The sequence below is a fragment of the Deltaproteobacteria bacterium genome, assembly GCA_020848905.1.
Classification (GTDB): Bacteria; Myxococcota_A; Polyangia.
In genome coordinates this window covers 24,680-43,820 of the sequence record JADLHG010000005.1, presented here as the reverse complement: position 1 = coordinate 43,820, position 19,141 = coordinate 24,680, and the positions used below count along the sequence as shown (strand labels likewise).

The 19,141-nt window shown below is 70.8% G+C and carries 15 protein-coding genes; 3 read left to right on the top strand and 12 right to left on the bottom strand.

Annotated elements, in window-relative coordinates:
- Positions 1-27 precede the first annotated feature (27 nt).
- On the bottom strand, positions 28-438 hold the full coding sequence (locus tag IT371_03220; protein MCC6746641.1) for a (deoxy)nucleoside triphosphate pyrophosphohydrolase: 411 nt from the start codon (positions 436-438) through the stop codon (positions 28-30).
- A gap of 364 nt (positions 439-802) precedes the next feature.
- On the opposite strand from IT371_03220, the gene IT371_03215 reads away from it, so the two are divergent.
- Positions 803-3,304 carry a hypothetical protein gene (locus IT371_03215; protein ID MCC6746640.1) on the top strand — a complete coding sequence of 834 codons (2,502 nt, stop codon included), beginning with the start codon at positions 803-805 and terminating at the stop codon, positions 3,302-3,304.
- A gap of 145 nt (positions 3,305-3,449) precedes the next feature.
- Here IT371_03215 and IT371_03210 read toward each other — a convergent pair whose 3' ends face one another.
- From IT371_03210 to IT371_03180, 7 genes are all read right to left on the bottom strand, one after another.
- On the bottom strand, positions 3,450-4,640 hold the full coding sequence (locus IT371_03210) for an SPFH domain-containing protein (protein ID MCC6746639.1): 1,191 nt from the start codon (positions 4,638-4,640) through the stop codon (positions 3,450-3,452).
- 74 nt (positions 4,641-4,714) lie between these two features.
- Complete coding sequence (gene ligA / locus IT371_03205; GenBank protein ID MCC6746638.1) at positions 4,715-6,802, bottom strand: NAD-dependent DNA ligase LigA; 2,088 nt, start codon at positions 6,800-6,802, stop codon at positions 4,715-4,717.
- Between the two features lie 9 nt (positions 6,803-6,811).
- Positions 6,812-7,531, bottom strand: coding sequence for a single-stranded DNA-binding protein (locus IT371_03200; GenBank protein MCC6746637.1), 720 nt, complete (start codon positions 7,529-7,531; stop codon positions 6,812-6,814).
- Entirely contained in the window at positions 7,528-8,481 is a 954-nt protein-coding gene (locus IT371_03195) for an HD domain-containing protein (protein ID MCC6746636.1), read from the bottom strand. The genes IT371_03200 and IT371_03195 overlap by 4 nt, the downstream gene beginning before the upstream one ends.
- Before the next feature lie 45 nt (positions 8,482-8,526).
- Positions 8,527-8,688: a hypothetical protein gene (locus IT371_03190; protein ID MCC6746635.1), complete on the bottom strand. Its 162-nt coding sequence runs from the start codon at positions 8,686-8,688 to the stop codon at positions 8,527-8,529.
- 301 nt (positions 8,689-8,989) lie between these two features.
- Positions 8,990-9,814 (bottom strand): glutamate racemase, encoded by an 825-nt coding sequence (locus IT371_03185; protein ID MCC6746634.1) that lies wholly within the window; start codon positions 9,812-9,814, stop codon positions 8,990-8,992.
- Positions 9,815-9,822: 8 nt separating this feature from the next.
- Positions 9,823-10,410 carry a DUF1232 domain-containing protein gene (locus IT371_03180; protein ID MCC6746633.1) on the bottom strand — a complete coding sequence of 196 codons (588 nt, stop codon included), beginning with the start codon at positions 10,408-10,410 and terminating at the stop codon, positions 9,823-9,825.
- A 131-nt stretch (positions 10,411-10,541) separates the two neighbouring features.
- On the opposite strand from IT371_03180, the gene IT371_03175 reads away from it, so the two are divergent.
- Positions 10,542-12,935 carry a hypothetical protein gene (locus tag IT371_03175; protein MCC6746632.1) on the top strand — a complete coding sequence of 798 codons (2,394 nt, stop codon included), beginning with the start codon at positions 10,542-10,544 and terminating at the stop codon, positions 12,933-12,935.
- A gap of 116 nt (positions 12,936-13,051) precedes the next feature.
- Here IT371_03175 and IT371_03170 read toward each other — a convergent pair whose 3' ends face one another.
- The 4 genes from IT371_03170 to ispD all read right to left on the bottom strand — a co-directional run bounded on the left by IT371_03170 (position 13,052) and on the right by ispD (position 18,502).
- Positions 13,052-14,362, bottom strand: a complete 1,311-nt coding sequence (locus IT371_03170; GenBank protein MCC6746631.1) for a hypothetical protein — start codon at positions 14,360-14,362, stop codon at positions 13,052-13,054.
- 146 nt (positions 14,363-14,508) lie between these two features.
- Positions 14,509-16,017, bottom strand: coding sequence for a cysteine--tRNA ligase (locus IT371_03165; protein ID MCC6746630.1), 1,509 nt, complete (start codon positions 16,015-16,017; stop codon positions 14,509-14,511).
- Entirely contained in the window at positions 16,014-17,240 is a 1,227-nt protein-coding gene (locus IT371_03160; GenBank protein ID MCC6746629.1) for a hypothetical protein, read from the bottom strand. Before IT371_03160 ends, IT371_03165 begins: the two co-directional genes overlap by 4 nt.
- Before the next feature lie 98 nt (positions 17,241-17,338).
- The gene (gene ispD / locus IT371_03155; protein MCC6746628.1) at positions 17,339-18,502 is read right to left on the bottom strand and encodes a 2-C-methyl-D-erythritol 4-phosphate cytidylyltransferase; all 1,164 of its coding nucleotides are present in this window, start codon (positions 18,500-18,502) and stop codon (positions 17,339-17,341) included.
- 84 nt (positions 18,503-18,586) lie between these two features.
- Here ispD and IT371_03150 point away from each other — a divergent pair, with 84 nt between their 5' ends.
- Positions 18,587-19,141 (top strand): hypothetical protein, encoded by a 555-nt coding sequence (locus IT371_03150; protein MCC6746627.1) that lies wholly within the window; start codon positions 18,587-18,589, stop codon positions 19,139-19,141.

The following is a 19,141-nucleotide window of genomic DNA, read 5'->3' as shown; positions in this document are numbered from 1 at the left end:
GGAACCGAGGCGGCCGGCGCTTGCGGGTCATGAGGTCATCTTTTCCGCGGGGAAGCCGAGGAGCTTGTCCATCGTCGCCTGGTCCGCGGGCGGAAACTGGTAGCTCTCGAAGTCGCCGGAGGCCACCCAGCGGAAGTCGTTCACCCGTACCGGCCGGAGGTCGCCCGTGCCGAGCTGCGTCTTGAAGATCACGAGGGTCACCGAGTAGCCGTCGTAGTCGTGCACCATGCTGGCCAGCTGGTCTCCCACCTCGGCCTCCGCGTCGAGCCGTTCGCGCAGCTCGCGGACGAGGGCTCCCTGGTCGGTTTCACCCTCTTCCACGCGGCCTCCCGGAAACTCCCAGAGGAGGGGCAGGACGGCCTCGGGGCGTCGCTGGGTGATGAGGAACTGTCCGTCTCGCTCGATCACGGCGGCTACCACTCGGATGGACTTGGGCATTTCCTCGAGCTCCGCGGGGGGGGACGAACGCGGCGTAGCTTGCCGCCGGGGGCACCGGGGCGTCAAGCCGGGTCGCTTCTCGCACGGCCCCGGTGACGCCTTTGGAGCGCGTTTCTGCCCCACGGGCCGGGCGCCGCTGGTCTGCCCCCTCGGATGTAGGGTGGGCGGTGCTGATCGGGTACACGCACCACCAGTCAGGCAGAGTACACAAAAAATGCGGGCCTTTCTCTTGCGCGCGGGAAGAGGAATGGGGATAAAGTCGTCTACGCCTTAGTCCATCGACGTTGGACCTGAGGTCTTGCCGGCACCCGCGCACGGGGGCCTGACGAGCCTGAAGCTTGGCTTATGTAGAAGGAGGGACAGAATGAGCCACAACGGGAGCAGGTGGTTGAAGCTGTGCATCATCGGGGCGCTTGGGGCGTTGCCTGCACGCGCGCTGGCGCAGGACCTCCGGGCGGAGATCCTGGGGACCAGCGTGAATTACGGTGCCGGCGGCAGCAATACGGTGACCGTCACGGCGCGCGTCTGCAACGGCAGCTCCGTGGCCTCGGCTCCCTCCTCCACGCTCGGCATCTACTTCAACACCTGGACCGCGCCGGGCTGCAGCGACACGCCTGCGCAGACCGCGACGATTGGCGCGCTGGCCCCGGGGGCCTGCTCCTCCACGCTGGCCTTCTCGCTCGGAGGCGTGGCCCCGGGGGACTACACCAACTGGGCCCGCGCGGACTGGAACTGCGCCGTCGTAGAGGAGAACGAGGCTAATAACAACGTCAGCGCCTACTACCGCGTGCGGCCGAACCTCCAGGTGCAGAACTTCACGACCACCGTGAGCGGCACGACGGTGACGCACAGCTTCCGGGTGCGAAACCTCGGCTCCGCCATCACCTCCTCCGTGGGCGTGGGTCTCTACTTCGACGCGGCGAGCGCGCCTGCGTGCGGTGCTGCGGCCGACCAGAGCTGGACCATCTCCAGCCTCGCGCCTCAGGCCACGCAGGACTTCACGATCACGCGTACTGGCGTGGCGGCGGGGCAGTACACCGCCCGTGCCTTTGCCGATTCGGGCTGCGCGCTCACCGAGAGCGACGAGGGGGACAATCAGGCCTCGTCGGCCTACGGCGTGGGACCGAACATCTGGGTCTCCCCCGACGTGATCGTGTCGGTGAACGGCAGCACCGTGAACTACACCGTCTCGGTGTGTAACCTCGGGAGCACCAGCACGGGCTCGTTCAAGACCGCGCTCTGGTACAACATGGCCACCGGGCCGACCTGTTCGATGAGCACGGCGCCCGACCACACCTGGACCGTGGGCAGCCTCGGCACGACGCCGGCGACGAGCTGCACGACCCTGACCCATACGCGGACCAACGCGGTGGGCGGCGGCTACCTGGCCTGGGTCTATGCCGATTCGGACTGCGCCGTCACCGAGGCTAACGAGGGGGACAACGTGCGCTCCAAGTCCTACGCCGTGCCGCGGGCCGACTTCTACGTCCAGTCGTTCACCTCGACCGTATCGGGCACCGACGTGACCTACGACGTGACCGTCTGCAACCAGGGCTCGGACACGACGCTCTCGTTCCTCGTGGGGCTCTACTACTCGGGGAGCTCCGCTCCCGTCTGCGGTCTCACGCCGGACCACACCTGGGCCGTCTCCGGCCTCTCGAACGGCGGCTGCACCACGCTGAGCTGGGTGCGAAACGCCGCGCCGCAGGGGAGCTACACGGCGTGGATCCTGGCGGACAGCGGTTGCGCCGTCTCCGAGGCGGACGAGGCGAACAACACCGACTTCTCGGCCTACGGGATCGCTCCGTCGCAGCCGGACCTCTTCGTGGCGTCGATCAACGCGGTCGTGGTGGGGAGCCAGGTCACCTACACCACGATGGTCTGCAACGCGGGCACGGCGGTGAGCTCCGACTTCAGCGTGGGGCTGCTCTTCAACGGCTCGTCGGTGCCGGGCTGCGTGACGACCTTCGACCACGCGGATACGGTGACGGGCGGCCTGGGCCAGGGGGCGTGCCGGACTCTCACGCACGTGCGAACCGGCGCTACGTCGGGAAGCTATCAGGCCTGGGCCATGGTGGACCGCGGCTGCGCTGTGACCGAGTTCAGCGAGGTGAACAACACGGCCTCGGACTACTACACGGTCCTGCCTCCGACGAATCCGGACCTCGTCGTCCGCAACCTGACGGCCACCGTGACGGGCAGCACGGTCACTTACTCGGCGCAGGTCTGCAACGAGGGCACGGCGCTCTCGCCGGCGTCGCAGGTGGGTCTCTGGTACTCCCGCACGACCGCGCCGTCGACCACCTGCCTCGACACGCCCGACGTGACGGCCAGCGTGGGCCAGCTCTTCGTGCAGGGCTGCGAGACGAAGACCTGGACGCAGGTCACGGTACCGCCGGGGACCTATACGGCGCACGCGCTGGCCGATTCGCAGTGCGGCGTCTCCGAGAGCACGGAGACCAACAACAGCCGCTCGGCGGCCTACACGGTGAGCGCGCCGCCGACCCCCGACGCGCGAGTGGCGGATGCGCGGGTGGCGGACGCTCGGCCGGCGGATGCCCGGCCGGCGGATGCGCGGATCGTGGACGCCGTTCAGCCCGACGCGCGGAAGGCAGATGCGGGCTCTGACGCGCGGAAGGCGGATGCCGGCAAGCCAGACGCCAGGGCGGTCGATGCCGGGCCGGGGGCCGAGGCCGGGCCGACGAGCGACGCAGGCGTGACCGATGGTCCTCCGCCGGCGGGCGACGTGGCGCCGACGGATTCCGGCGGCTGCGGCTGCGAGGTGGCGGACACCGGTTCGGCGTCCACCTTCGGGCTCGTGCTGGGCCTCTTCTTCCTCTTCGGCCGCCGGCGTCGCCGGAGCTAAGGTCGCCTCGACGAGAGACGCCCCTCGGTTCGCCGGGGGGCGTCGTTCTCCCCTCCTCGCTCGTAGCTCCCTGCTTGGTTCTGGTCTCAGCGTCGAATGAAGGGCGGACGACTGTCCGCGGGGAAGGATCTCGCGTCGGGGCGAGCTACCGAGGAGCCGCGGTGCCGCAGCCGGCGCAGAACTTCGCCGCGCTGGCCAGCTCGCCGCCGCAGTTGGTGCAGAACTTCTTGGGCGCGGCGAGCGTCTGGCCGCACTCGGAGCAGAAGCGACCCGGCGCGACGGTGGCACCGCAGGCCGCGCAGGCCACGCCGGAGCCTGCGACTCCGCCGCCCGGCGCGGGCATTCCTGCGGAGCCCTGGACCTGACCCGGGCCGCCCCCCGCGCTCCCCTGCGGAAACCCGCCGCCCGGCCCACTGGGGGCCGCCTGGCCGTGACCGCCCATGTTCTGCTGGAACATCGAGGCCAGGCCGAAACCCACGCCGAGCCCCGCACCGCCGAGGAGACCACCGCCACCTCCGCCGCCATCCCCGCCCTTGGCCATCCCTTCCCCGGCGCCCATCATGGCCTTGCCCGCCGCGAACTGCTGGTAGCCCTGCATCCCGCCCGCCATGCGGATGTACGCCGCGTCGGTGTAGAGCTTCTTCAGGTTCGCCTCGTCCTCCTCCTTGATGGAGACGACGAAGTTGCCGAGCCGCATGATCGTCAGGCCGTAGTCGTCGATGTGCCGCTTGCAGCCGGTGAGGACCTCTTCCTCCACCTCCTCGGTGTAGGCCCCCGAGGTGACGTCGAGCAGCGGCCACTTCTTCTTCACCAGCAGCTCGGCGATGCGGTCGCGGATCACCTTCAGCAGCAGATCCCGAAACCAGCCGGTGAAGGTGGCGTTGTCGGCCTTCTGCATCCCCACCAGGCCGAGGAGCAGCTTCTGAGGGTCGCTCACCTTGAGCGAGTAGGTGCCGTGCACCATCGTCTCGACCGGTACGCCCGACTTCGGATCCTCCATCGAACCGATGCGCCCGCCGAACTTGAAGTCCGTCATCTCGCGCAGCGTGACGAAGAACACCTCGGCCATCAGCACGTTGCCGCCGGTGAACTTGTCGATGAGGTTCGAGAGGAACGGGATGTTCGAGGTCTCGAGGGTGTGGCGCCCGGGCTGCACGAGCCCGACGATCTTGCCGTCCTTGAAGAAGAGGGCCACCTCGTCGGAGTCGACGGTGAGCTGGGCCTTGGTCGGAATGGTGCGGTCCGGGTGCTTGTAGATGATCTGGTTCTTGGCCTCGTCGGGACGGGCCACCATCATCTCCGCGACGCCGCGCTTGAGGAAATCGCCAATGCCCATGTGCGGACTCTCCTTTGCTGTGCCGAAGCCCAGAGAGTGTAGACGCGGCCCAAAGGGGCGTCAACGCGAGGGGGTCATTTCTCCCCGAGCAAGGCCAGGAACTCGCTCTCCGAGATGATTCGCAGCGCGGCGCCGTCGGCCACGAGCTTCTCCGCCTTGGTGAGCTTGCTCCCCTTCGTGCCCTCCCCCTTCTCCCCCTCCCCCTTGCCGTCTCCGACCACGAGGTAGGTGAGCTCGCGGCTGACTCCCGACGGGGTCTCTCCGCCGAGCGCCTGGACCTTGCGCTGCGCGGTCTTGCGGTCGCACGTCGTGAGGGCGCCGGTGAAGACGAAGCTCTGCCCCGCGAGCGGCCCCTCCGCCGCCGCGCCGGCCGGTTCCTCGCTCGCGACCGTGACGTGCCGTCGCAGCGCGCCCACGAGCTCGGCCTTCTCGCGCAGCCCCTCGACGATCGACTGGGCCATGATCGCGCCGAAGCCGTGGAGGGCCTCGATCTCCTCGGGGCGCGCCTCGGCGAGCCGCTCGAAGGTGCCGTAGTGGCGCGCGAGGGCGAGCGAGACCTGCGGGCCGAGGTCGTCGATGCCGAGGGCCCGCAAGAAGACGGGGAGGGAGACGGTGCGCTTGCTCCGGATGTCGGCCACGATCTTTTCCGCGACCTTCGCGCCGACGGTGAGGTCCTTGCCGGTCTTGGACTTCTTGCCCGTCTTGAGCGGTGCGAGCGCCGCGGGCTCGAGCGCATAGAGGTCGGCGGGCGTGCGCAGGATGCCGCTGTCGTAGCAGACGCCGAGGAGCACGTCGCCGAGACCGTCGAGGTCGAGCGCGCGGCAGTAGTCGGCGACGACGCCGATCTGGGCCTGCCGGCACGCGCTGGGGCGCACGCAGTAGAGGACGTCCTTGCGGCGCTCGAGCGGGCCGCCGCAGGAGGGGCAGCGTTCGGGGAGCGTCACGCTCGTGTGCCCGGGCTTGGCGACCTCCTCGATCTTGGGGATCACTCCGCCGCGCCGGGTGACGACGACCTCGGCGCCGAGGGTGAGTCCGAGCTTGTCGATGAAGCCCGCGTTGTGCAGCGACGCGCGCGAAAGCTGCGCCCCCGAGAGCGTGATCGGCCGGATCAGCGCCACGGGGGTGACCGCTCCGGTGCGCGCCACGCTCCACTCCACGGCCTCGAGGGTCGTGGTCCCCGACTCCCCCTGGAACTTGTAGGCGATGGCGTAGCGCGGGTGGTGCGCGGTGCTCCCGAGTCGCTCCTGCTCGTCGACGCGATTGGCCTTGAAGACCACGCCGTCGATCTCGAAGTCGAGGCTGTCGCGCTTCGCGGCGTAGTGGGCGTAGGCCTCTCGCAGCGCGGAGCGCTCCACCAGCCGGTGCTCGAGCTCGGGGAAGCCGAGGGCGTGGAGCGCGTCCAGCTTCGCCTGCTCGGTGGGGAGTCCGGCGTAGAGCAGGTCGTACGCGAAGAAGGAGAGCTGGTAGCGCGCGCACCCCTCGGGCCTCTTCTGCTTGATGGCGCCCGCCGCCAGGTTCCTCGGGTTGGCGAAGCTCTCGTCGGAGTCGGGGTCCTTCTTCGTGACGCGGAAGACGCTCAGACGCAGGTAGATCTCGCCCCGCACCTCGAGCAGCTCGGGCGTGCCGGCGGCGGGCTCGAAGAGCGAGCGCTGCCCCTTCGCTGCGAGGAGACCCGGCGCGAGCAGGCCCAGAGAGATGCGGTGTGGGATGTCGGCGATCGTCTTTGCGTTGGCCGTGATGTCGTCCCCTTCGTGCCCGCGGCCGCGCGTGGCGGCGAGGACGAGCCGTCCCTGGCGATCGTACCGGAGGGCCGCGGCGATGCCGTCCATCTTGGGCGTGACGAGCACCTCCCCGGCGAACTTGCCCGCCCACTCCTCGAGGTCGCCGTCGGTGTAGCACTTGTCGAGCGAGAGCATCGGCGAGCTGTGCGGGACGGGCTGGCCGTAGCGTTCCTCCTCGGCGGGGCCGAGCTTCTCGAGGAGCGGGGAAGCAGGAGCCAGCTTCCGGAGCCGCTCGACCAGGCGGTCGTAGTCGGTGTCCGAGATCTCGGGGCGGTCGAGGTCCCAGTAGAGGTGGTTGTGATGCCGGATCGCCGCCTCGAGCGCGGGAAGGTCCATCGCCTCGAGCTCGGCCTCGGGGATCGGGGGGCGGGGGCGCACCATGCGCCGAAATTATCGTTTCTCGCCGCAGATGCCCAGCTGCTCGAGCGCGCGGCGGGCGGCGCCGGCCCAGTCCTGGTTGGCCGCCGGGCTTGCCGGGCTCGGGTGCGGAATGCGGCCGACGCGGAGGTCGTGCCCCGAGAGGGCGGCGCGGGCGCGCTGCTCGGCGAAGGCGCCCACGCCGACGACGTGTCGGGGCGCGAGCGTCTCGACCACGCGCACGAGGTGTCGGTCGCACGCGGCGTAGAGCGCGTCGCGCTCCTCGGTCGGCAGCTTGTCGGGCGTGCGATTTCGGCCCGAGGCCTCCATGAAGGCGAGCGGGCAGTAGTTGGCCACGAAGAAGCGCGCGAAGAAGGCCTCGGGGGTGCGGAAGTGGTCCCTCACCGCTCCCCAGAGGCGGGTGCCGCTCACCTCGCTGCGCGGGCAGGCGAGCCCCGTGACCGGTCGCTCCGGGTGCTCGACCGCGGGACGGCCCACCTTGCCGTCGAGGCCGAGGAACTCCCGCACCAGGCGCACGTCGCCGAAGGGGACGCCGCTCTGGGCCATGCCGAAGGGGCCCGGGTTCATGCCGAGGAGCACCACCTCCTTGGGGCCCGCGCCGTAGCGCGCGAGGTAGGCCTCGTGGAGCTCGGTGGCGTAGGCGAGCGGGTTGTAGACGTGCGTCACGGGGGGGGCGAAGCGAAGCCGCGCCACCTCCCGACAGAGCTCGCGCGCGGCGTGAGCCAGGGTCACCGCGGAGCCTTCGCGGCGTCGGCGCGCAGGGCCTCCGCGCGACCGGTGCGCTCGAGGTGCTCGACGTAGTAGCTGGCTTCCTGGTGCGGCTCGAGTTCGTCGCGGTCGATCGCCGCTTCGAGCTCGCGCTTCAGGTCGCCGATCCAGCGGCCGGGAGGGAGCGCGTACTTCTCCATCAGCACGTCGCCGATCCCCGACGGCAGCGGCGGCCGCTGCGCGTCGAGCTCGCGGATCACGCGGATGCGTTCCACGAGCTCGTCGATCTGGCGCGCCGCCTGGTCGCGCTTCTCTTGCCGGGCGGAGGTGATGTCCGCGCGGGCGAGCAGGACCAGCTCGTCGAGGGACTCGCCCATCTCGCGGGCGAAGCGCCGCACCGCGGAGTCCGTCCACCCGCTCGCGTAGCTGTTCGCGCGCTGGTGGTGCAGGATGAGGAAGCGCACGCGCGTCCGCAGCGCCGACGGGAAGGGCAGGCGTTTCGTCAGTCGGTCGAACATGCGCGCGCCGACCTCCGGGTGGCCGTGGAAGGTCACCTTTCCGTCGGGAGTGCTGCCCCGCGTGGGGACCTTGCCGACGTCGTGGAGCAGCGCGGCCCAGCGCACCGCCGGCAGGGGTGCGGACTGCGCGACGACCTGCTTGGTGTGCTTCCAGACGTCCTTGTGCCGCCGCCCCATCTCCTGGGTGAAGCCGACGGTGGCCTCGAGCTCGGGGAGGAGCACGGCGAGCAGCCCCGCCTGCTGCAGCCATTCCAGGCCCTCGTCCACGCGCGGTCCGAGGAGGAGCTGCTCGAGCAGCCCCTGCGCCAGGGGACCGGGCAGCGAGCCCGCGTCGGCCGCCACCTCGCGGGCGCGACGGGCCAGCTCCTCCGACGGAGATGCCCCGCCGTGGGCCACGGTGGCGGCGAACCTGAGCGCCTCCTCGGCCTCGCGCCGCTGGGCGATGATCTGTTCCATGGCGACCGTGGGCCTCGAAGCCCGATGCGCCGCTCGCGCCTCCGCCTACCTACCCAGCGGGTAGAAGGTGATCTCGCGCTCGCTCGGCGCCATGCGGCAGTGCTCGAGGAACTCGCGCAGCGTGACACCGGCGCGCCGCGGCGCACGGTACCAGTAGTCCAGCGCCCGCCGCTTGGTGTCTACGCGGTCCTTGCCGAAAAAAATCACAGTTTGGGTACTACGCCGGTACTCCCCAAGGGACTTCTCCTCGGTCATCAAGCCCCGCGACCGGGGGCGATGCCTGGGCCGGCGTGCGGGGGATTAGGGTTGTGAGCTACACAACGGAGGTTTCGTATCGTCCGAATCCATCCACTCCCTCTGCGACCAATGACTCCCCACTACCCTCTCCCCATCGACAGTCAGGGAGCCTTATAAAGGGTATTGGTACAAAGTCAAGATCGTGCGGCGAAAAAAGGTGGGGCCGGGCGGCGCAGCGGGCGTTGGGGGGCCCCGAGGGCCTGGTTCCTCGTCAGAGGTCGGCCAGCTCGGGGTGGCCGATCGGGCGGCCTAGAAAGCGCGTGGCGAGCTCCGAGAAGCGACTCACGTCCGTGAAGTGGAAGCGGTCCTCTTCAGGCGGTGCGGGGGTCGTACGGCGGAGCCCACGGGCCGCGAGGTCCTCGGCCACAGCGGCGGCGACCGCCTCGCCCGAGTCCACGAGCTCGACCGGGTGCCCGAAGATCTCGGCGGCCTGCCGGGTGAGCGCGCCACGCAGAAGCGGGTAGTGCGTGCAGCCGAGGACCAGTGTGTCGAGGTCCCCGGCCACGGCCTGGAGCTCGAGCAGGTAGTGCCGCACCACCTGCGTCGTGACGGGGTGGTCTATCCAGCCCTCCTCGGCGAGGGGGACGAGGAGCGGGCAGGCCTGGGTGAAGACGACGAGGCTCGGGTCGAGGGCCTGCAGCGCCCGCTGGTAGGCGCCGGAGGCCACCGTGCCGAGCGTGCCGATGACCCCCACCTGGCCGCTGCGCGTGAGGTGCGCCGCGAGGCGCGCGCCCGGTTCGACGACGCCCATCACGGGGAGCGGGAGCTCGCGCTGCAGCGCCTCGAGCGCATGCGCCGAGGCGGTGTTGCACGCGATGATGAGGTACTTCACCCCGCGGTCGAGGAGGAAGTGCGCCACCTGCAGGCTGTAGCGCACCACGGTGGCGGGGGACTTGGTGCCGTAGGGGACGCGCGCCGTGTCCCCGAGGTAGCAGATGCTCTCGTCGGGAAGGGCCCTCTCGAGCGCGCGCACGACCGTGAGACCGCCGAGACCGGAGTCGAAGACGCCGATCGGCGCTGCTCGAAGGTCAGACATGTCGCGCGTCAGCGCCGTCGGAGGTCTTCCGTTTCTTGGCGCTTGCGAAAGGCGTCCACGACGGGCTTCGCGCTCGCGAGTCGGCGCGCCTTCTCGTCGTCGATCTCGTACTCGGTGCCGAAGGCGAGGCTGTCCTCGTAGAGGAGTTCACGCGCCTCGTCGTCGTCCACCAGCATGGCGATCGTTTTGCCCTTGTACTTGGGCTCGGTGAGGCGCTCGAGGCGCGCGTCGATCCAGTTCATGCTGCTTCCAAGCTGTGAGCGGAAGAGGGACAGATCCTCCGCGAGGCCGTTGAACTGGTCGCCGAAGCGCGCCGGGTAGTCCGCAGCGTCGTCGCCCCCCATCTCGAGCACCCGATGCAGCACGGACCGGACGAGCACGACGTCGTCCACGAAGCCCACGAGGCCCGTCTGATCGGGGATTGGATCCGACGGAGAAAGGCAGTAGACGACCGCTCCCGCGGCCAGCCTGCGCGCCTCCTTCGGGAGATCCTCATCGCACAGGATCTCGTGCAGGACCTTCAAGTCGTACGGCAAAGTGACAAGAAGTTCCCGTAATCGCTCAATAAACTGCTTCTCATCGACCGCTGCGGCCATCTCCTCCTTCTCCGAAAAAAAGAGCAACCCTTGTAGGCACAGGGACGCTGCAAAAGCAACCGCACGCTGACGGATCGCCAGTGCCGGCCGTGGTGCGCGTCTATTGGCGACCTCTGGTTCTCGATGATACCATGATCGCAAGTCGATCAGTGAAGATGGTCGTCGCGGGCGGTCGTGGGACGCCGGCCGCGGGCAAGGGGATTATGGCCTCCCGGGCGCCGCTCCACGGCTACAACCACAACGTTCGCTACCGCAACCGGATCTATCACGTCCAGACCGAGGACTCGGGCGTCGACAATCCGCACATCTACACGCACCTGTTCCACGGCGGCGTGATTCTCGCGAGCGCGAAGAGCGACTACACCCACCTCATCGAGCTGCCGGACCATCAGGTCCAGGTTCGCAAGGTGATGCAGGCGCAGCACAAGGAGCTGATGCGTCAGCTCAAGCGCGGCGACCTGGACGAGAAGATCACGGTCCGGCTGGGCGTGCTGGAGCCGCCGGAGTCCTCCCTCCTCGAGGAGGGACGTGGCGCTGGAGCCGGCGCCGACGAAGGGGCCGGGCCGGGGGTGCTGGCCGCGACGGAGGCCGTCAGCGCGTCATCCGCGGCCGCTGCTCTGGCCGAAGCGGGGGGGGCGAGCGCAGCGGGCCGAACGCCGCTGCCTCGGGCGATGCTGAGCCTGGAAGAGCGCATCGACCTGCAGCTCGCCGAGGTGGAGGACCTCGAGCTCGGGGACGGAGAGGAGAGCGCGCCCGAGGACACCGACGAGGACGTGGTCAAGCGCGCCGCGGCGACCGGTGCCCTGCGCGAGGCGCCTCTTGCGGAGGCCGACGCTTCGCCGGTGGCCGCGACACCTACTCCGGCGCTGCCGGTTGCAGCTCCGAGGGCGGCGGCTCCATCGGTTGCGGCTCCTCCGGTTGCGGCTCCGCTCGCGAGCGCACGGCCGAGCGCGCCGCTGCCGAGCGCACGATCCACGGAGGCGCCGGCGAGCGTGCCGACTGCACGACCCAGCGCGCCCCTGCCGAGCGTTCCGAGCGCACGATCCACAGAGGCGCCGGCGAGCGCGACGAGCGCACGACCCAGCGCGCCGCTGCCGAGCGCACGATCCACGGAGGCGCCGGCGAGCGTGCCGACCGCACGGCCGAGCGCGCCGCTGCCGAGCGCACGATCCACGGAGGCGCCGGCGAGCGCGACGACCGCACGGCCGAGCGCGCCGCTGCCGAGCGCACGACCGAGCGCGTCCTTGCCGAGTGCGCCGGTAGCGCGTTCCGCCGAGGCCTCGCCAAGCACGCCGTCGGCGCCGTCGGTTCAGAAGACCGCCGAGCCGCCGCCGGGCTTCGCTGCCCTGCTGGCCTCCGTCTCGTCTCCTGAGCTGCCGCTCGCGCCCGAGGAGGAGGACCGCACCGACCGCGTCGATCTTCCGCCCGACTTCGCGCCCGAGCCGCTCGCACCGTCGACGCCCTCGCGCGGACGGATCAGCGCGGCCGCCTCGCCGATTCCCGGGCTGCACGACGTCGAGGACACCTTGCGGACCACCGTGCCGCCGGAGCCCTCACCCCCGCCGGCGACGCGCTGGCCCGGCGCGCCCGACAAGTCCCCGCCCCGCGTCATGGTGCCCATCGTGGCCGAGGGGCCCATCGATCCGAGTCGGTACAGCGGGACCGGCTCCGCCAGCACGGGCACGATCGGGCCTCAGGCCCCCACGGCGATGCCGGTCCCCGAGCCGCTGGGCTCCATTGCGCTGGACAGGCCGAAGCGGCAGTCGTCGGGGATCTTTGACAAGCCGCTCCCGAAGGAGGCCCAGCTTCCTACCCCGGACGAGATGCTTCCCGCCGTGGGGCATCCGGCGCGGCAGCGCTCCTCGGGAGTGTTCCAGGTGACGGGGGGAGGTCCGGGGCGGGCGGCGCATCCGGACCCGCGCGTGCGCGCCAAGGGACCTTTGGCGGGTCCGGCGGGCTTCTCGCGCATTCCGCAGGCGTCGACGCCGCAGCGCTATACGGCGCCGACGCGCAAGAAGCCGGCGGTGGACCCCCCCCCCGACCCGTGGACGCAGCCCAGGCCGCGGCGGACGACGGGCTCGTACACGCCTTCGCCGGGCGACCTCGACTACGCGCCGGGCGAGCCCACGCCGCCGCCTCAGCCCGCGGTGGCTCCGCCGCCCGCGGCCGCTCGCAACATTCCCAAGTCCGGCGTCTACCCGATCCTGAGCAGCGGTGCGGCCCAGCCCGCGCGGCGTCGCCCCGGACAGCAAGGGGGGCAGGCCCCGGTGATCGCCCGTCCCGCCGTGATCCTCGACCGGCCTCGCTCCGAGACCCCGCCGCCGCGCGACGTCGTCGGCCCGCTGCAGAAGGCGCCGACCGGAGCTCCTGCGCGGCAGGCTCCCGGGTCCGCGCGCCAGGCCCCGCGAGCGGCCTCGCGCAGCCTGCCCAGCCTATTCGGCTCGGACCTGATCACCGAGCGCAGCCTGGACGAGGTGATCCTCGAGTACCTGGCCGAGGACACGGACCCGAACCGACCGAAGTAGCGCGCGACGCGTTCGAGCCACGGCAGAGGGACGCGCGGGACGCGCGGGGCTCGCCTCGATGAGCTGAGCCCCGCGGCGGGATGCAGCCGGAGGTGCGGTCTACTCCGGGAGCCGGGTTACTCGGTCGGCACGCAGCAGCCGGTCACGCAGTAGGTCCGCGCCGGGCACTGGTTCGGGTCGATGCCGCCCGGGCCGCAGTAGAGCCAGCCGAAGGGGCAGGGCGCGCTTCCGCCGCCGCCGTCCGTCGTTCCAGCTCCGCCATCGCCGGTCGCGGTGCCCGAGTCCTTGAGCACCACCGTGCCGGCGTCGGTCCGATTGAAGCAGCTCGGGTCGGGAGCCGGCTTGCCCACGCAAACCTCGCAGCGGTCGCACGGGTTGAGGCACGCGGCGACCTGCGTGCACCGGGGGCACTTCACCGGGTCGCCGAGCACCGACGGATTGCAGGTGGCCGTGAGCATCACGCTCACCGTGCCGCCGTTATACGGGAAGGCGCAGCAGCCGAAGCAGTCGCAGCCGTTCGGGGTGATGCGGCGGCAGCGCTGGAGGCACTCGGCCTTCTGCGTGGCGGGGCAGTTGTTCAGATTGATGCTGCCGTTCGGGTTGGTCGCGTAGGCTTCGTTGTAGGGGCAGGGCTTGGGCAGGAGCGCGCCCGGGCCGCAGTTCTGCGGGTTCGGCACAGCCGGGCAGCCGGTCTTGTCGCACTTCAGGTTCCACTCGCATTTGTCGTCCCCGGCCCCGGAGTTTCCGTCGAAGAAGCAGTCCTGCTTGCAGCCGTCCATGTTGTCGCCCGGGATGCCCGTGGCGTAGCTCGACTCGTCGTTGTCCGCGGGGCCCGAGCACTCGGGATCCTGCGCGTCGATCCTTCCGTCGCCGTCGTTGTCGATGCCGTCCGAGCACTGGCCGGCCTTCACCGTGATGCCGGCCTCACCCCAGGTGATGCTCGCGTCCGGCCCGATGCGTACGGTGTCGGGGGCCGGCGCCGCGCTATCGCGCACCGTCACGGGCGCGTCGGGCGTGGGGGGCGCCGCGTCGACGACGGGCTTGGGGCCGTCGGGCGTCGGAGTCGGGGCGTCTAGTTTCGGCGTCGCGCCGTCCGCGGTGGGCTTCGGGCCATCCGGGATGGGTGCGGCTCCGTCCTTGCCGGGCGCAGCGCCATCCCCAGTGGGCTTCGGGCCGTCCCCTCCCGGCTGCGCGCCGTCGCCCGTGGGCGCGGTCCCGTCCGTCGCGGGGGCGGCTCCGTCCGTGGGCGAAGCTCCGTCGGGGCGTATCCCGTCGCCGCCGGGCTGCGCGCCGTCGCGCGTTCCCCCCGAGCCGTCCACGGTGCCGTCGACGCCGCCGTCCGCGGGACCGTTATAGACGGTCGTGGCGCCGTCGCAGGCGGCTGCGAGGATGCAAAAGCCGACGCAAGCTAGCCGAATAAGCTGCATGATCTACCCTCCGCTCTGCGTTCCAGGGGGACCGATCAAGAATCCGCCAGGACGGTCGCTGACGCAAGAACGATCACTGACTTTTTTGTGATCTGCGATACGAGCGATGATGGCAGGGGTGCCGTTATGCGCGGAAAGTGCTTGTTTCAGCTTGGCTTATCTGACACCGACCAGGTCGTGCCCGAGGGCCCGTCCATGAGCTCCACCCCCGATTCGGCCAGCTCCTGCCGGATCTCGTCGGCCCGGGCGTAGTCGCCACCCTGGCGCGCGGCCTTTCGCTCGCCGATGCGCGCCTCGATCTGCGCCGGGTCGATTCCACGCGCGGCGCAGAGCTTCTCGCGGCGGCGGGCCAGGAACACCGTCGGGGCCTGGGCCCAGATCCCGAGCACCGAGCTCACGCGACCCACCTCCTCGCGGAGCCGTTCGAGCGTGCGTCGCCGCACGTCCTTCGGCGCGCTCTTCGGCTGGTCGAGGAGCTTGTTCGCCAGGCTCAGCAGCTCCGAGGTGAGGCCGAGCGCCTGGGCCGTGTTGAAGTCGTCGGAGAGCGCCTCGGTGAAGCGCTCGCCGAAGGTGTCCACCGGCGGGAGCACCTCGCCGGGGCCCGCGCTCTTTCCCGTCGAGAGCAGCTCGTCGAGGCGCGCCAGCGTGGCGTAGGCGTACGCCAGCCTCGCCTCGGCCTCCTCGAGCCCCGGAAAGCTCACCGCCTCGCCGCTGCGCGCGATCTCGAAGCTGATCGGCTTGCGGTAGTGCGTGCCGAGGAGAAAGAGCCGGAGCGCCTCGGGGTCGTGTCGCCGGCAGACCTCTCGGATGGTGAAGAAGTTGCCGAGGGACTTGGACATCTTCTCCTCGCCCCCCTGCTCCTCCGTGCGCACGTTGATGAAGCCGTTGTGCAGCCAGTAGCGGGCGAAGGTGCCTTCTCCGTCGGCAGCGCGCGACTGCGCGAGCTCGTTCTCGTGGTGCGGGAAGACGAGGTCCATCCCACCCCCGTGCAGGTCGAAGCGCTCTCCCAGGTAGCGGTGGCTCATCGCGGAGCACTCGGCGTGCCAGCCGGGGCGCCCCGTCCCCCACGGGCTCGACCACGCGATCTCGCCGGGCTTGGCCTCCTTCCAGAGCGCGAAGTCGAGCGGGTTGCGCTTGCGCTCGTTCACCTCCACGCGCGCACCCGCGCGGAGCTCGTCGGTGTCGCGCCCCGACAGCCGGCCGTAGGCCGCGAAGGTGTCCACCTGGAAGTAGACGTCGCCCGCGGCCTGGTAGGCGTGCCCGCGCGCGACGAGCTTCTGGATCAGCGTCTCGATCTCGGCCAGGTGCTCGCTCACCTTGGGCTCGACGTCGGGGCGGACGTTGCCGAGCGCGTCCATGTCGCGCCAGAACTCCTCGGTGAAGCGCGCCGACAGGGCCAGCGGCTCCTCGCCCGCCTCCTTCGCGCGCGCGATGATCTTGTCGTCCACGTCGGTGATGTTCCGCACGTACTTCACATGGAAGCCGGCGGCGCGCAGGAAGCGCACGATCACGTCGAAGGCCACGTAGCAGCGGGCGTGCCCCACGTGGCAGTAGTCGTAGGTCGTCGGGCCGCAGACGTAGATCGAGAGCTTGCCGGGTTCGAGCGGCTCGAGCGGGGCCTTCTGGCGCTGGAGGGTGTCGTAGATGCGAATCATCGAGCGGCGGAGCTCCGGCGGCTGGCGGCGTGCTCGCGCCACCGTGCCGCGAGGGCGAGCACGTTGATCAGCATGAAGGTGGCGAGCACGACGTAGAGCAAGACGTAGTGCCAGTAATCGGCCGGCTCCTCGCCGGCGACGATCACCAGGGCGTCCTCGGGGACGACGAACTTCGCCCCGACGCTGAGGTAGAGCACCGACGCCGCCGGGATGGAGACCGTCTTCTCCTTCACCGCCTCGAGCCTCGTCTTGTCGCCGGGCCGCCGCCGGTAGCGCGGGGAGGTCGACGCATCCTCGGAGGTGACGACGAGCGCGTCCTTCTCGAAGCGCACCTGGTCCCAGCGTGCGGTGTAGCTCACCTGGCGGCGTACCACGCCCGCCGCCGCGTCGGGGCCCTTGAAGCGCGCCATGAGCTGGCTGGCCTCCGCGTCGCTGGCCAGCACCACGAAGCGGTGGAAGGTGCGCGAGCTCTCGTCGTCGGTCGCGAAGGGGAGCCCGAGGCCGGCGACCAGCTTGGCCGCGCTCTCGGCCGCGGGGTGCGTGCGCTTCGGGACCTGGACGATCCACTCTTCGGGGTACGTGGCGTTGATCCAGAGCACCGTGTCGGGGGCGAGCGCCACCTCCTCGCCGGCGCGATCCTTCACGCGCGCGGAGGAGCCGGGGGCGACCTGCTTGAGCGTCGCCAGCTCCAGGTCGTGCGCCGTGGTGATGGCCTGTGCGAAGGTCGCGGCGAGGGCCTCCTTGTAGGGCAGGCTCGCGAACTGCACCAGGCGGCCGCTGTGCGAGCCCGAGACCGTCCGGTCGGTGGTGCGCTGCGTGCGGTGCTGCTGCACGAAGAGGCGGCTGCGGCTCTGCAGCAGCCGGAAGAAGCTGTCGTAGCCGGTGAGCCGGCCCTGCAGCAGCAGCGCGTGCTTGCGGTCCGGCGCCCCGTTCACGGTGACGTAGGTGTTCGGCCGGAAGGTTCCGCGCTGCACGGCCTCGCTCACGTCGCCGAGGTCGAGCGGCCGGCGGGGCTGGAAGAAGTACAGGAACTCGAGCCGCACGATGAAGAGCAGGTAGGCTGCGAGCGCGATCACGGCCACGCTCAGGATCGGGTGCCGCCCGCGTCGGCGGCGGGGCAGGAGCAGGAGCTCCGGGTCCACGTCGGGCTCCTCGGCCGGGGCGGCGGGGCGGCCCGGGTCCGGAGGTCGTGGGGCGTCGGTGGGGCGGGGCTCGTCGGACATGATTCTCTAGTCGGACATGATGCTCTGGCGGCGACCGGTCGGCATCATACCATTAATGGTGGGGTTCATAGCCCGCTGGTCACGGCTGCCGCCGCCGTCTATCTAGGGACGAGGAGGGCCGTCGCGTGCGCCGCGATCCCCTCCCCCCGGCCGGTGAAGCCGAGCCCCTCGTTGGTGGTGGCTTTCACGCTCACGACCTCGGGCTCCACCTCGAGCACCCGGGCGATCCTCTCGCGCATGGTCGGCACGAAGGGGCTGAGCTTCGGGCGCTCGCAGATCACCATCGTATCCAGATTCCCCACGCGGTAGCCCTGCTCCGCCACGCGCGCGCGAATCTCCGCCAGGAGGTCGAGGCTCGAGGCGCCCTTGTAGCGTGGGTCGCCGGGGGGAAAGAACTTCCCCAGGTCGCCGAGGGCCGCCGCGCCGAGGAGCGCGTCCCCCGCCGCGTGACAGATCACGTCGGCATCCGAGTGGCCGAGGAGGTGGTGCGAGAAGGGGATCTCCACGCCACCCAGGATCAGCGGCCCGCCGGGGACGAGCTGGTGCACGTCGTAGCCCACGCCCACGCGGGGCCAGCGCTCCTTCATCGCACTCTCCGGCAGAAAGGCCCGGGCCAGCGGCAGGTCCTCGGGCACGGTGATCTTGAGGTTCGACGGGTCGCCCTCGACGAGGCGTACCGGGTGTCCGAGGCGCTCGACGAGCTGCACGTCGTCGGTGACGGGGTCGCCGTTCCAGGTCGCGTAGGCCCGGCGGAGGAGCGGGAGGGCGAAGACCTGCGGCGTCTGGGCGAGGAAGAGCGTGCGGCGGTCGAGCGTCTCCGCGACGAGGCCGCCCTCGCCCCGCTTCACGGTGTCGCGCACGGGCAAGGCGAGCAGCGCGGCGCCCGTCTCGACGGCGGCGGAGACCGCGCGCGCGATCTGCTCGGGGCGAACGAGCGGCCGGGCCGCGTCGTGGATCGCCACGTGCGTGGCCGATTGGGGGAGCGCGTCCAGGCCCTGCCGGACCGAGTCGGCGCGTTCGGCGCCCCCCGCGCGCACGGCGACGAGCTTGGTGAGCCCGAAGGGACGGAGGAGCTCGCGCACCTCCTCCTCGGAGCCGGGGGCTACCACGAGCACCACCGAGTGGACCGCGTCGCACGCCTCGAAGGCCTGGAGCGTCCAGGCCAGGACGGGGCGGTCGCCGAGGGTGAGGAACTGCTTGGGCAGCGGGCCGCCCATGCGCTGTCCCTTCCCCGCGGCGACGATGAGCCCCGAGCAGTGCATGGGCGCGTTGTAGCCCACGCCGCGCCGCGAGACAAGGCGCTCGCGTTGACGACAGCGGGCCTTTGCTGCTACGAGCGAGGCACCATGCGGATGCGTCTCCTGCTCGTCGTGCTCGTCGCGCTCGCTCCGGTCGGCTGCCGGACGCGGGGGAAGCTCCAGCTGCCCAAGAGCCCGGAGGAGGCCTACCGGGAGGTGGCGGGGGCGATCAAAAAGGGCAACCTGGTGCGGGTCTTCGAGCTCGTCGACCGGGACAGTCAATATGCGGTGATGTCGATCTTCGAGGCGCAGGGGCGCATCGCGGAGCTGGTGCGCTCCGGCTACCCCGCCGAGCGGCAGGCGCGAGAGCTCGAGCGGGTGCAGCTCGCGCGCCAGTCGCCGGACGTGAACGTCTTCTTCGTCGGGTACGTCAAGCAGACGGGGGCGCTGGCCGCGCTGACCGGTCTCCCCGAGGGAGCCAGGGCCGAGGGGAGCGGGGAGCGCGTGACCATGCGCGCCGGGAACCGCGCGGTGCCCTTCTGCAAGCAAGGGGACGGGTGGGTCTACTGCGGCTGGCGGGAGCAGCTCGAGGAGCAGAAGCTGCGCGCGATTCGCGACCTCACGAGCGTGCGGGAAGCGGTGGAAACCTTCAGAGGCAAGTGA

Bases quoted from the DNA above. Each gene is read 5' to 3' on its own strand.
- IT371_03220 (MCC6746641.1), bottom strand. From the start codon at position 438: ATGCCCAAGTCCATCCGAGTGGTAGCCGCCGTGATCGAGCGAGACGGA.
- IT371_03215 (MCC6746640.1), top strand. From the start codon at position 803: ATGAGCCACAACGGGAGCAGGTGGTTGAAGCTGTGCATCATCGGGGCG.
- IT371_03210 (MCC6746639.1), bottom strand. From the start codon at position 4,640: ATGGGCATTGGCGATTTCCTCAAGCGCGGCGTCGCGGAGATGATGGTG.
- ligA (MCC6746638.1), bottom strand. From the start codon at position 6,802: ATGGTGCGCCCCCGCCCCCCGATCCCCGAGGCCGAGCTCGAGGCGATG.
- IT371_03195 (MCC6746636.1), bottom strand. From the start codon at position 8,481: ATGGAACAGATCATCGCCCAGCGGCGCGAGGCCGAGGAGGCGCTCAGG.
- IT371_03185 (MCC6746634.1), bottom strand. From the start codon at position 9,814: ATGTCTGACCTTCGAGCAGCGCCGATCGGCGTCTTCGACTCCGGTCTC.
- IT371_03180 (MCC6746633.1), bottom strand. From the start codon at position 10,410: ATGGCCGCAGCGGTCGATGAGAAGCAGTTTATTGAGCGATTACGGGAA.
- IT371_03175 (MCC6746632.1), top strand. From the start codon at position 10,542: ATGATCGCAAGTCGATCAGTGAAGATGGTCGTCGCGGGCGGTCGTGGG.
- IT371_03170 (MCC6746631.1), bottom strand. From the start codon at position 14,362: ATGCAGCTTATTCGGCTAGCTTGCGTCGGCTTTTGCATCCTCGCAGCC.
- IT371_03165 (MCC6746630.1), bottom strand. From the start codon at position 16,017: ATGATTCGCATCTACGACACCCTCCAGCGCCAGAAGGCCCCGCTCGAG.
- IT371_03160 (MCC6746629.1), bottom strand. From the start codon at position 17,240: ATGTCCGACGAGCCCCGCCCCACCGACGCCCCACGACCTCCGGACCCG.
- ispD (MCC6746628.1), bottom strand. From the start codon at position 18,502: ATGCACTGCTCGGGGCTCATCGTCGCCGCGGGGAAGGGACAGCGCATG.
- IT371_03150 (MCC6746627.1), top strand. From the start codon at position 18,587: ATGCGGATGCGTCTCCTGCTCGTCGTGCTCGTCGCGCTCGCTCCGGTC.